Below are 11,507 nucleotides of genomic sequence, written 5' to 3'. Positions count from 1 at the left end.
GCAGCCTTGCAGCTGCCGGGTCAGGAGAGTGGCGCCGTGCGTGGGGAGGGGATCGCGCGGCGCCGGATTCCGTTGCCGGAACCCCTCGGGGAGAGAGCGTGCTCTTAGCTGCGGCTCTTGCCGGCGGCCGCCTTGGTGGCGGTCTCGACGGCTTCCTCGGCCTGGGCCTGGGCGGCCTCGACCTGGCCCTTGGCGATCCGGGCGATGGCCTCGTTGGTGGCCACGACCTGGCCGAAGGCTTCCTGGCTGGCGCTGACCGAGCGCTCGATGCTCTCGCGGGCGGTCTGCACGCCCTTCGGCCACACGGCCTTCAGGCCGTCGACGTCGCGGACCTCGGCCAGCTCGCCCCAGAAGGCGAAGGCGGCGTTGGTGTTCTGCTCGAGGGTCGACAGCTGCAGGCCGATGGCCTTCTCGGCGCTGGACAGGGCCAGGCGGTTGACCTGGGCGGCGGCGTCGGCGAACTGGCGCGCGGTGGCGGTGAACTGCTCGTTGATGTTCTGGTACATGGCGGGTTCCTGCTGGTGTCCGGCAGGGAATGCCGGTTTGTGCGGTGCAGCATAGGCCAGCCCATGTTGCAGTGCAACAACCGTTCGTCGGCTCGTTCAGACCCGGGTTGGCGGGCGTCCTGGAGCCGCCCAGCCCTAACCCCGGTAGCGGCAGCCCGAGGTGCAGGTCTCGTGGACGACCACTTCCGAGAGCTGCGGGAGCCCCGGCTTCAGCCGCTCCCAGATCCACACCGCCAGGCGCTCGCTGGTCGGGTTTTCCAGCCCCGGGATGTCGTTCAGATAGTGATGATCGAGTTGCTCGTACAGCGGGCGGAAGGCCGCCTTGATGTCGGCGAAGTCCATCACCCAGCCCGTGTCGGCGCCGGGCTCGCCGGACACGTGCAGCTCGATCCGGAACGAGTGCCCGTGCAGGCGCGCGCACTTGTGGCCCTCGGGAACGTTCGGCAGCCGGTGCGCGGCCTCGAGGGTGAAGACCTTGAAGATATCCATGGTGCGGAACTGCAGCGGGGGCGGACGCGCAGGATAGCGCAGGGCCCGCCGGCGGCCCGCGACGCAGCCTCAGTCGAGGGCGTCGGCAGGCACCCGGACCGCACCTTCCATCAGCACGCGCGCGCTGCGGCTCATGATCGCCTTGGTGGCGGTCCAGCGACCGCCGGCCTCGACCGCCTCGGCGCCCACGCGCAGTGTGCCCGAGGGGTGCCCGAAGCACACCGCCTCGCGCGGACCGCCGCCTGCGGCCAGGTTCACCAGCGTGCCGGGGATCGCGGCCGCGGTGCCGATGGCCACGGCGCAGGTGCCCATCATCGCGTGGTGGAGCTTGCCCATGGAGAGTGCGCGCACGTTGAGGTCGATGTCCGACGCGGCGATGGCCTTGCCGCTGCTGGCCACGTAGTCCTTCGGCGGCGCCACGAAGGCGACCTTGGGCGTGTGCTGGCGGGTGGCGGCCTCGTCCGGCGTCCTGATCAGGCCCATGCGCAGCGCGCCAGCGACGCGGATGGCCTCCAGCGTGGCCAGCGCGGCCCGGTCCTCGTTGATCGCCGGCTGCAGCTCGGTACCGTCGCAGCCGACGTCGGCGGCGTTGACGAACACGGTCGGGATGCCGGCGCTGATCATGGTCGCCGGCAGCGTGCCCAGGCCCGGTACTTCAAGCTCGTCGACGAGGTTGCCGCTCGGGAACATCGCGCCGCCGTCGCCATCCTCGGAGGGATCCATGAACTCGAGCACGATCTCCGCGGCCGGGAAGGTCACGCCGTCGAGCTCGAAGTCGCCGGTCTCCTGCACCTCGCCCTTGGCGATCGGCACGTGCACCACGATGGTCTTGCCGATGTTGGCCTGCCAGACGCGCACCGCGAACGTGCCGTCCTGCGGCAGTCGCGCCCGGTCGATGAAGCCGTTGGCGATCGCGAACGGACCGACCGCGGTGCTGAGGTTGCCGCAGTTGCCCGACCAGTCGACGAAGGCCGAGTCGATCGAGACCTGGCCGTAGAGGTAGTCGACGTCGTGCCCGGGCTGTGTGGACTTCGAGATGATCACGCACTTGCTGGTCGACGAGGTCGCTCCGCCCATGCCGTCGGTGTGCTTGCCGTAGGGATCCGGCGAACCGATCACGCGCATCAGCAGAGCGTCGCGCGCCGGGCCGGGCACGCGCGCGGCCTCCGGCAGATCGTCGAGGCGGAAGAAGACGCCCTTGGAGGTGCCGCCGCGCATGTAGGTGGCGGGAACACGCAGCTGAGGAGCAGGGAGCTGGGGGAGATGGGTCATGGAGTCGCGGCTCTCGGGGTTGCCGCCATTGTCCGGCAGAACGGGGCCGGGTCCCACCTCCCGGGCGGCGAGCGGCCGCTTCAGAGCGTGAACATGCCCATGAATTCCCGCACCGGCATGGCCTCGAGCCCGTCATGGTCCCGGACCGCCGCCAGTATCCGGTCCTGCCGCTCCCGCGGGAACCGACGCGCCAGGTTGCGGCGGAACTTGTCCTCCAGCATGGGAACGCCCTCCGCGCGACGACGGCGGTGGCCGACCGGATACTCGACGACGACCTCGTCGAGCACGGTCCCGTCGCGGAGCGTGACGGTGAGGCCATTGGCGATCGAGCGCCTGGCGGGATCGTGGTAGTCCGCGGTGAAGCCGGGGTCCTCGACGCAGTGGATGCGCGCGCGCAGGGCGTCGATGCGCGGGTCGGCGGCCACCTCGTCCTCGTAGTCCGCGGCGGTCAGCCGGCCGAACAGCAGGGGCACGGCCACCATGTACTGGATGCAGTGGTCGCGGTCGGCGGGATTGTCGAGCGGTCCCTGCTTGTCGATGATCCGGATGCACGCTTCCTGGGTGCGGATCACGATCCGCTCGATGTCGGTGGCGTCGCGGCCAAGCGCGCCGAGCCGCGCGTGCAGCTGCATCGCCGCCTCCACGGCGCTCTGCGCGTGGAACTCGGCCGGGTAACTGACCTTGAACAGCACGTTCTCGATGACGTAGCTGCCGAAGCCGCGGTCGAAGCGGAACGGCAGGCCGCCGAAGGACACGTCGTAGAAGCCCCAGCGCGGCGCGGTGAGCGCGCCCGGATAGCCCATCTCGCCGGTGGCCGCGATCAGCGCCAGCCGCACCGCGCGGCTGCAGGCATCGCCGGCCGCCCAGCTCTTGCGCGAACCGGTGTTGGGCGCGTGGCGGTAGGTGCGCAGGCTCTGGCCGTCGACGAAGACCTGCGACAGCGCGGCCAGCGACTGCTCCCGGTCAAGCTCCAGCAGCCGGCAGGCCGTGGCCGTGGAGGCCAGCTTCACCAGGACCACGTGGTCCAGGCCCACGCCGTTGAAGGCATTGAGCAGCGCCATCACCCCTTGCACCTCGTGCGCCTTGATCACGCACTCCAGCACGTCGCGCATGGTCAGCGCCGCGCCGTTGCGGCTGCGCCAGTCGGCCACCGCGAGGATCGCGCCGAGGTTGTCGGAGGGGTGCCCCCACTCCGCGGCCAGCCAGGTGTCGTTGTAGTCCAGCCAGCGGATGGTCGCGCCGATGTCGAAGGCGGCCTTGACCGGGTCGAGCTGGAAGCCGGTGCCCGGGACGCGCGCGCCGTGCTCCAGTGTGGCGCCGGGGACCACCGGGCCGAGCAGCCTTGTGCAGGCCGGGTAGTCCAGCGCTTCGAACGCACAGCCAAGCGAGTCGAGCAGGACGTGGCGGGCGGTCTGCCAGGCGAGCCCGGACGTCGGCTGGAAGTCGCGGACGTAGTCGGTGATGGTGACCAGGACTTCGTCCCAGGCTGGGCGGGCGTTGTCGTCAGCTGGCACGCGCGGTTCCGGGGCCGGAGGGGTGGGTGTCGCCAGTGTGTCCTTCATCGTGGTCGGCGTGGTGAAGAAAGAACGACATGCGCCTTGCATGCGATATACGCGGATGCCGGGCCCGGCATGGCCGGGTCAGTCGTCGGCGTCCGCGATCCCCCTGCTGGATGTATTCGAGGATCGCCGCGCGCTCCTCCGCCGGAGGGGAGAAATGCGACGCGAGCACGCGCTCGAGCCACTGGCTGCGCTCGCCGGGGTTGGGGTGCTTTTCTGCCCAGCCTGCGAAGTCCCCTGTGTCGTGGCAGCGCGCACAGCGGTCGTGGAAATGTGCGGCACCGCCGGCACCGGCGGCGGAGGGTGGACCGCCTCCGGCGACGGATACGGCGTCGGGCGAGGAGGGGCCGCCGCGGATGGCGAACACGATCGCGGCGACGATGAACACCGCGCCGATGGCGAGCGTGGCGCGGAGCAACGTGTCGTGGCGCATGGCGGTCCTCCCTTTCAGCGGTAGCTGAAGTGCTCCGAGACGATGTTGCGGTCCCGCACGCCCAGTCCGGACAGGGCGGCTTCCACCGCGTCCATCATCGGGGCAGGGCCGCAGACGAAGTACAGCGCATCCGGATGCACGTGGCCGTCGCGCGCGCGCAGGCAGGTCTCGACCACCTCGCGGTCCAGCACGCCGGTGACGCCGCTCCAGCCTGCCGGCGGCTCCGACAGGACCAGGTGCAGCCGCAGGTCGAGCTCGCGGGCGATGGCTTCGAGCTCGTCGCGGTAGAGGATCTGCGTGGCCGCGCGGTTGCCGTAGAGGACGTCGACGGGATGCGGCCAGCGCTCCGCGCGCAGCGCACGCAGGATGCCGACGACCGGCGCGAATCCGACGCCCCCACCGATCAGTACCAGCCGCGTCGCGTCCCGGCCGGCGAGGGTGAAGGCGCCGTGCGGCCCGTCGAGCCAGGCCGTGGTGCCCACCGGCACTTCGCCGATCCGGTCCGTGAAGTCGCCGTTCTGTTTGATGGTGAACTCCACCCGTGGCCGATCCGCCGGTGCCGATGACATCGAGAACGGGTGCTCCACCAGGCTGAACGAGGAATGCCCGAGGTTGAGCCAGGCGAACTGGCCGGCCTGGAAGTCGAAGGCCGGTCCACGCACGGGCTCGACCACCACCCGCCAGGTCCGCTCCGCCACGGGCTCGTTCACCGTGACCCGCCAGGGGGAGCGCCGCTGCAGCATCGGCTTCACCAGATAGACGTGGGCCAGCGAGGCCAGCGCGATGCCCGCCAGCACCTTCCAGAAACCGGCCAGGACCGGATCGGCGCCGTAGGGGCCAGCCGCCAGCGCGTGATGTGCGCCGAGGATCGCGATGAGCGCGGCGCCGGTGCCATGGCCGAGGCGCCAGGCCTCGTAGCGGAACGGCAGCCGGTCGCGCCATGCGCCCATGGCCATCAGCGCGATGAGGACCAGCCAGGCGACAAGGCCGGTCCGCAGGCCCGGCGCGGCGAACATTCCCGACAGGCGCGACAGCGCCGCGCCGGGACCGTCGCCCAGGGCGGGGACGGCGTAGAGCAGCGGGTGGACCAGGAGGAACGCGAACACGCCCCAGGCCGCGAGCTGGTGGAAGCGCATGGTCACGTCGATGCCGACCCGCCCCGAGACCCGGCGGAACCGGCCGGACAGCAGGAACTGCGCCAGCAGCATCGCGAAGGCGATCATTGCCAGCCCTGAGGAAAGCTCGCGCCAGAAGCCGCGGCCTGCTCCGCCCTGCAGCGCGGCGAGCGGCAGCGGCGCAAGGCCGAGCGCCGCATAGAGCAGCAGCAAGGCCGGCGCCGATGGGCCGGGCGGGCGGGGAGTGTCGGTGTTCACCAGGGCCTATGGTGTCCGTTCGCGCCTGCCGGGGAGCATGGAGCCTGCCCGGCAGGGCCGCAAGCGGAAGCCTGGCCCGGGTCAGCCGGCGCTGTTCGCCAGGAAATCCTGCGCGAACCGCTGCAGCACGCCGCCGGCCGCATACACTTCGACGTCCTCGTCGGAGTCGAGGCGGCAGGTCACCGGCACCTCGACGCTGGAGCCGTCGCGACGATGGACCACCAGCGCCAGCGTCGCGCCGGGCGCGGGCGCGCCGGCCACGTCGAAGGTTTCGGTGCCGTCGATGCCCAGCGTTTTCCGCGTCGTGCCCGGTTTGAACTGCAGCGGCAGCACGCCCATGCCCACCAGGTTGGTGCGGTGGATGCGCTCGAAGCCCTCGGCCACGATCGCTTCGACGCCCGCCAGGCGCACGCCCTTGGCCGCCCAGTCGCGGCTGGAGCCCTGGCCGTAATCGGCGCCGGCGATGATGATCAGCGGCTGGCCGCGCTCCATGTAGGTCTCGATCGCTTCCCACATGCGGGTGACGCTGCCTTCCGGCTCGAGGCGCGCCAGCGAGCCCTGGCGCACGCTGCCGTCTTCGTTGCGCACCATCTCGTTGAGCAGCTTCGGGTTGGCGAAGGTCGCGCGCTGCGCGGTCAGGTGGTCGCCGCGGTGGGTGGCGTAGGAGTTGAAGTCCTCTTCCGGCAGGCCCATCTTCGCCAGGTATTCGCCGGCCGCGCTCGACGGCAGGATCGCGTTCGAGGGCGAGAGGTGGTCGGTGGTGATGTTGTCGCCCAGCACTGCGAGGGGACGCATGCCCTTCAGCGTGCGCTCGCCGGCCAGCGCGCCCTCCCAGTACGGCGGGCGGCGGATGTAGGTCGACGTCGGGCGCCAGTCGTAGAGCGGGCTCACCTGCTCGCCGGTGTCGACGTGCAGGCGGAACATCGGCTCGTACACCCTGCGGAACTGCTCCGGCTTGACGCTGGCCTTGACCACGGCGTCGATCTCCTCGTCCGTCGGCCAGATGTCCTTGAGCGTGACGGCATTCCCGTCGGCATCGATGCCGAGCACGTCCTTCTCGATGTCGAAGCGCACGGTGCCGGCGATCGCATAGGCGATCACCAGCGGCGGCGAGGCGAGGAAGGCCTGCTTCGCGTACGGATGGATGCGGCCGTCGAAGTTGCGGTTGCCCGAGAGCACCGCCACCGCGTACAGGTCGCGGTCGATCACTTCCTTCTGGATGTCCGGATCGAGCGCGCCGGACATGCCGTTGCAGGTGGTGCAGGCGAAGCCGACGATGCCGAAGCCGAGCTGTTCGAGCTCCGGCAGCAGCTTCGCCTCCTCGAGATACAGCTGCACCGCGCGCGAGCCCGGCGCCAGCGAGGTCTTCACCCAGGGCTTGCGGATCAGTCCGCGCGCGTTGGCATTGCGCGCCAGCAGGCCGGCGGCGATCACGTTGCGCGGGTTGGAAGTGTTGGTGCAGCTGGTGATGGCGGCGATGATCACCGCGCCGTCGGGCAACAGGCCCTCTGCTTCCTGCGCGCGCGCGGCATCGAGGCCGACGGCGATGCCGCGCTCCTCCAGCGCCGCGGTCGGCAGCCGGCGGTGCGGGTTCGACGGACCGGCCATGTTGCGCACGACGGTCGACAGGTCGAAGTGCAGGGTGCGCTCGTAGGTCGCGTTGGCGAGGTCGGAGGCCCACAGCCCGGCGGTCTTCGCATAGGTCTCGACCAGGGCGACCTGCTCGTCGCTGCGGCCGGTCAGGCGCAGGTAGTCGAGCGTGTTGTCGTCGATGAAGAACATCGCCGCGGTGGCGCCATATTCCGGCGCCATGTTGGAAATGGTGGCGCGGTCGCCGATGGTCAGCGCCGCGGCGCCGGGGCCGCGGAATTCCAGATAGGCGCCCACGACCTTCTGCTGGCGCAGGAACTCGGTCAGCGCCAGCACCACGTCGGTGGCCGTGATGCCGGGCTGCGGCCGCCCGGACAGCTCGACGGCCACCATTTCCGGAGTGCGCATCCACGAGGCGCGGCCCAGCATCACGTTCTCGGCCTCCAGGCCGCCGACGCCGATCGCGATCACGCCCAGCGCGTCCACGTGCGGGGTATGGCTGTCGGTGCCGACGCAGGTATCGGGGAAGGCCACGCCGTCCTGCGTGTAGATGACGGGCGACATCTTCTCCAGGTTGATCTGGTGCATGATCCCGTTGCCCGGCGGGATCACGTCGACGTTGCGGAAGGCCTTCTTCGTCCAGTCGATGAAATGGAACCGGTCGGCGTTGCGGCGGTCCTCGATTTCACGGTTGCGGGTGAATGCATCGGGATCGAAGCCGCCGCATTCCACCGCCAGCGAATGGTCGACGATCAGCTGCACCGGCACCACGGGATTCACCTGGGCCGGGTCGCCGCCGGCGTCGGCGATCGCGTCGCGCAGGCCGGCCAGATCGACCAGGGCGGTCTGGCCGAGGATGTCGTGGCAGACCACGCGCGCCGGGAACCAGGGGAAATCGAGGTCGCGACGGCGCTCGACGAGCTGCAGCAGGTAATCGTCGATGCGCTCCGGCTCCGCGCAGCGCACGATGTTTTCGGCATGCACGCGCGCGGTGTAGGGCAGGGCCTCCCAGGCGCCGGGCCGCAGCGCTTCGACCGCCTCGCGGGCGTCGAACCGGTCGAGCGGGGTTCCGGAAAGGGGCTTGCGGTACTTGCGGTCGGTCATGTCGGCACGGTGCGTGGACGGGAACGCCTAGTGTATCGCCGCGCCGCGACTTGCCCTGCATCAACGAGAAGGCCGGCGGACAGGGGCATCATGGATCCACGGACCGGTCCGCGGTCCGCATCCAGGAGGACGAAATGCCCGAATACAGTTGGCTGCTGCTGGCGATCCTGTTGCTGGTGCCCTCGCTGGTCGTCGGGTTCCTGCGCTTCGGCCTGCGCAAGCCCGCTTCGGCGATCAGCGGCGCGGGCGGGATCCTGTTCTCGGTGATGACCTTCGCGGCAGCGATCTGGATCATCATCGACAAGGTTTCCTGAATGATCCCGCCCGTGATCGGGTGTATTGGCGGCGCTCGGAAGAATTCCGGTTCCATATATTCGACATATTCGACATATTCGACGGGTCGTGGAATCGAAACTAGAATCTCCCGATCCCTCAGCCGGAGTCATTGATTTGGCCAACCTCGCGACCGCCCTGAAAGCCGAGATCACCCGCCTTGCGCGCAAGGAAGTGAAAACCCAGACCGAAGCCCTGCGGAAAGCCAGCGCCGGGTACCGGCGGGATATCGCAGCGCTCAAGCGCGAGGTCGCGGCGCTCGAGCGACGGCTGAAGTCCGGAACGCGCGCCGTGAAGAAGGCCGAGGCTCCGGCGGAGGAAGGCCAGCGCGTCCGCTTCTCGCTCAAGGGCCTGAAGTCGCATCGCGCGAAGCTGGGCCTGTCCGCCGCCGAGTACGGCCAGCTGGCCGGAGTCAGCGCGCAGTCGATCTACAACTGGGAAGCCGGCAAGACGGTGCCGCGCCAGTCGCAGGTGCAGGCGCTGGCGGCGCTGCGCGGCATGGGCAAGCGCGAGGCCGCGAAGCGGCTGGACGACGCCGCGGAATAGTTTTCCGGCGCCGCCTTTCCGGGACCCGAGGACGCCGATGACCGCGGAAGCGCCGCAGTTCCCGCCGTATCGCACCGATGCCAACGGCAACGACGGGCTTTGGCGCCTGCTCGAGCATGTGCGCAGGGCCGGTCTGGCACCGGTGCGCGCCGCCATCGTCCATCCCTGCGATGCGCTGAGCCTGCGCGCGGCGATGGACGTGCGCGACGCCGGCCTGGTGCTGCCGGTGCTCGTGGCACCGCGTGCAAGGCTGGACGCCGCGGCCGCGGAGGCCGGCGTCGACCTCACGGGAATTCCCGTCGAAGACGTGCCCCACAGCCACGCCGCCGCCCTGCGCGCCGCGGAACTCGCCCGCACCGGCGAGGTCGAGATCCTGATCAAGGGCAGCCTGCATACCGACGAACTGCTGTCGGCGGTGGTCGCCCCGGCGTCGGGCCTGCGCACCAAGCGTCGCGTCAGCCACTGCTTCGTGATCCAGACGCCGCACTATCCGAGACCGTTCCTCGTCACCGACGCCGCGGTCAACCTTGCGCCCGGCCTGCTGCAGAAGGCCGATATCGTCCGCAACGCGATCGATCTTGCGCATGTGCTCGGCATCGCGCGTCCGAAGGTGGCGATCCTGGCCGCGGTCGAGACCGTGAATCCGTCGATGCCGGCCACGCTGGACGCCGCCGCGCTGTGCAAGATGGCCGATCGCGGCCAGATCGAAGGCGCCGTGCTCGACGGGCCGCTGGCCTTCGACAACGCCGTCTCGATGGACGCCGCGAAGGCCAAGGGCATCGTCTCGCCGGTCGCGGGACAGGCCGACATCCTGGTGGTGCCGGACCTGGAGAGCGGCAACATGCTGGCCAAGCAGCTGATCTTCATGGGGCAGGCGGCGAGCGCCGGCATCGTGCTGGGCGCGAAAGTGCCGGTGGTGCTGACCAGTCGCGCCGACCCGCGCGAATCACGGCTGGCATCGTGCGCGATCGCGCTGATGCTGGCGCACCACTACCGGCAAAGCCCGCCGTGAGCGCGGAAGCCGCGGCGCAGCCGTCGGCGATGCCCCTGGCGCCCACCGTGTCGTCGTCGGGCGCAGACCTGGTGGTGGTGCTCAACTGCGGCTCCTCGAGCATCAAGTTCGCGGTGTTCGATCCGGGTATCGAGCCGCTGCCGCGCAAGCCGCTGTGGAACGGCAAGGTGCAGGGCATCGGCGGGCCGAAGCCGGACTTCGGTGAAAGCGGCGTCGCGCCGTTCCCGGTCACGCTCGATCCCGCGCGCCCGTACCGCGACGCGCTGGCGCTGATCCGCGGACGCATCCTCGCCCGTCTGGACGGCCGCCGCGTCGGGCTGGTCGCGCATCGCGTGGTGCACGGGGGAAACCGGTACTTCGAACCCGTGCGCGTGGACGCCGGCGTGCTCGACGACCTGCGCGGCTATATTCCGCTGGCACCCCTGCACCAGCCCTTCGCCCTGGAAGCCATGGGCATCCTGCTGCGCGAGTACCCGCGACTGCCCCAGGTGGCCTGCTTCGACACCGGCTTCCACCACAGCCTTCCCGACGTCGAGAAGCTCCTGCCCCTGCCCTGGGATGCCTGGCAGCGCGGCCTGCGGCGCTACGGCTTCCACGGCCTGTCCTACGCCTACATGGCTACCGTGCTGCCCGAGCGACACGGCGACGCCGCGCGCGGCCGCACCATCGTCGCCCACCTCGGCAGCGGCGCCAGCCTGTGCGCGATGCAGGGTCTGGAGAGCGTCGCCACCACGATGGGCTTCTCCGCGCTCGACGGCCTGATGATGGGCACCCGTACCGGAGCCCTGGATCCCGGCGCGCTGATCTACCTGATGGAGATCGAGGAGCTGGGCCTGGAGGAGGTCGGCCAGCTGCTGTACCACCGGTCGGGGCTGCTCGGCGTCTCGGGAATCTCTTCCGAACCGCGGGTGATCGTGCGCCACGAGGACGACGACGGCGAAGCCGGGGAGCGCGCCCGGATGGCGCTGCAGCTGTACGTGCGCCGCATCGTGCGCGAGATCGGAGCCATGGCCGCCGTGCTTGGCGGCCTGGACATGCTGGCGTTCACCGCCGGCGTGGGCGAGCACAATGCCTTCATCCGGGAGCGCGTATGCAGGGACCTGCGCTTCCTGGGCGTCGAGCTGGACGAGGCCGCGAACGGAGCCGATGCACCGGTCATCTCCTCCGCCGACAGCCGGGTGCTGGTCGCCGTCGAGCCCACCAACGAGGAGTGGATCGCCGCCCGCCAGGCGATGGAATGCCCGGGGGTGGCCGCGTCTTCAGGCAGCCCCGGGCGAGGCCGGCGATAAT

Annotated in this window: 11 protein-coding genes; 4 read left to right on the top strand and 7 right to left on the bottom strand. The window is 70.3% G+C overall.

Features of this window, described 5'->3' with window-relative positions:
- Positions 1-104: 104 nt before the first annotated feature.
- From FPZ22_RS05705 to acnD, 7 genes are all read right to left on the bottom strand, one after another.
- Positions 105-506, bottom strand: a complete 402-nt coding sequence (locus FPZ22_RS05705) for a phasin family protein (RefSeq protein WP_144891211.1) — start codon at positions 504-506, stop codon at positions 105-107.
- Positions 507-641: 135 nt separating this feature from the next.
- Complete coding sequence (gene queD, locus FPZ22_RS05700) at positions 642-995, bottom strand: 6-carboxytetrahydropterin synthase QueD (protein ID WP_144891209.1); 354 nt, start codon at positions 993-995, stop codon at positions 642-644.
- 69 nt (positions 996-1,064) lie between these two features.
- Positions 1,065-2,267: a 2-methylaconitate cis-trans isomerase PrpF gene (prpF, locus tag FPZ22_RS05695; RefSeq protein WP_144891207.1), complete on the bottom strand. Its 1,203-nt coding sequence runs from the start codon at positions 2,265-2,267 to the stop codon at positions 1,065-1,067.
- A gap of 80 nt (positions 2,268-2,347) precedes the next feature.
- Positions 2,348-3,781 (bottom strand): bifunctional 2-methylcitrate dehydratase/aconitate hydratase, encoded by a 1,434-nt coding sequence (locus FPZ22_RS05690; RefSeq protein ID WP_246120944.1) that lies wholly within the window; start codon positions 3,779-3,781, stop codon positions 2,348-2,350.
- Positions 3,771-4,259, bottom strand: a complete 489-nt coding sequence (locus FPZ22_RS05685; RefSeq protein ID WP_144891203.1) for a hypothetical protein — start codon at positions 4,257-4,259, stop codon at positions 3,771-3,773. Before FPZ22_RS05685 ends, FPZ22_RS05690 begins: the two co-directional genes overlap by 11 nt.
- 14 nt (positions 4,260-4,273) lie before the next feature.
- Positions 4,274-5,632, bottom strand: coding sequence for a ferredoxin reductase family protein (locus tag FPZ22_RS05680; RefSeq protein ID WP_144891201.1), 1,359 nt, complete (start codon positions 5,630-5,632; stop codon positions 4,274-4,276).
- Positions 5,633-5,713: 81 nt separating this feature from the next.
- Entirely contained in the window at positions 5,714-8,326 is a 2,613-nt protein-coding gene (gene acnD / locus FPZ22_RS05675; RefSeq protein ID WP_144891199.1) for a Fe/S-dependent 2-methylisocitrate dehydratase AcnD, read from the bottom strand.
- Between the two features lie 134 nt (positions 8,327-8,460).
- Between acnD and FPZ22_RS05670 the strand changes: the two genes are divergently transcribed.
- The 4 genes from FPZ22_RS05670 to FPZ22_RS05655 all read left to right on the top strand — a co-directional run bounded on the left by FPZ22_RS05670 (position 8,461) and on the right by FPZ22_RS05655 (position 11,506).
- Positions 8,461-8,640 (top strand): hypothetical protein, encoded by a 180-nt coding sequence (locus tag FPZ22_RS05670; protein WP_144891197.1) that lies wholly within the window; start codon positions 8,461-8,463, stop codon positions 8,638-8,640.
- Positions 8,641-8,776: 136 nt separating this feature from the next.
- The gene (locus FPZ22_RS05665; RefSeq protein WP_144891195.1) at positions 8,777-9,205 is read left to right on the top strand and encodes a helix-turn-helix domain-containing protein; all 429 of its coding nucleotides are present in this window, start codon (positions 8,777-8,779) and stop codon (positions 9,203-9,205) included.
- A gap of 37 nt (positions 9,206-9,242) precedes the next feature.
- Positions 9,243-10,217 carry a bifunctional enoyl-CoA hydratase/phosphate acetyltransferase gene (locus FPZ22_RS05660; protein WP_144891193.1) on the top strand — a complete coding sequence of 325 codons (975 nt, stop codon included), beginning with the start codon at positions 9,243-9,245 and terminating at the stop codon, positions 10,215-10,217.
- 29 nt (positions 10,218-10,246) lie between these two features.
- Positions 10,247-11,506, top strand: coding sequence for an acetate/propionate family kinase (locus tag FPZ22_RS05655; RefSeq protein ID WP_144893959.1), 1,260 nt, complete (start codon positions 10,247-10,249; stop codon positions 11,504-11,506).
- The last annotated feature ends 1 nt before the right edge of the window (position 11,507 follow it).

This window comes from Luteimonas granuli (genome assembly GCF_007795095.1).
GTDB lineage: Bacteria > Pseudomonadota > Gammaproteobacteria > Xanthomonadales > Xanthomonadaceae > Luteimonas > Luteimonas granuli.
This window is presented reverse-complemented; position numbering and strand designations above follow the sequence as displayed.

What these genes read in the sequence shown, in the direction of transcription:
- FPZ22_RS05655 (WP_144893959.1), top strand. Translation starts at nt 10,247, where the DNA reads ATGCCCCTGGCGCCCACCGTGTCGTCGTCGGGCGCAGACCTGGTGGTG.
- FPZ22_RS05705 (WP_144891211.1), bottom strand. Translation starts at nt 506, where the DNA reads ATGTACCAGAACATCAACGAGCAGTTCACCGCCACCGCGCGCCAGTTC.
- acnD (WP_144891199.1), bottom strand. Translation starts at nt 8,326, where the DNA reads ATGACCGACCGCAAGTACCGCAAGCCCCTTTCCGGAACCCCGCTCGAC.
- queD (WP_144891209.1), bottom strand. Translation starts at nt 995, where the DNA reads ATGGATATCTTCAAGGTCTTCACCCTCGAGGCCGCGCACCGGCTGCCG.
- FPZ22_RS05685 (WP_144891203.1), bottom strand. Translation starts at nt 4,259, where the DNA reads ATGCGCCACGACACGTTGCTCCGCGCCACGCTCGCCATCGGCGCGGTG.
- FPZ22_RS05670 (WP_144891197.1), top strand. Translation starts at nt 8,461, where the DNA reads ATGCCCGAATACAGTTGGCTGCTGCTGGCGATCCTGTTGCTGGTGCCC.
- prpF (WP_144891207.1), bottom strand. Translation starts at nt 2,267, where the DNA reads ATGACCCATCTCCCCCAGCTCCCTGCTCCTCAGCTGCGTGTTCCCGCC.
- FPZ22_RS05660 (WP_144891193.1), top strand. Translation starts at nt 9,243, where the DNA reads ATGACCGCGGAAGCGCCGCAGTTCCCGCCGTATCGCACCGATGCCAAC.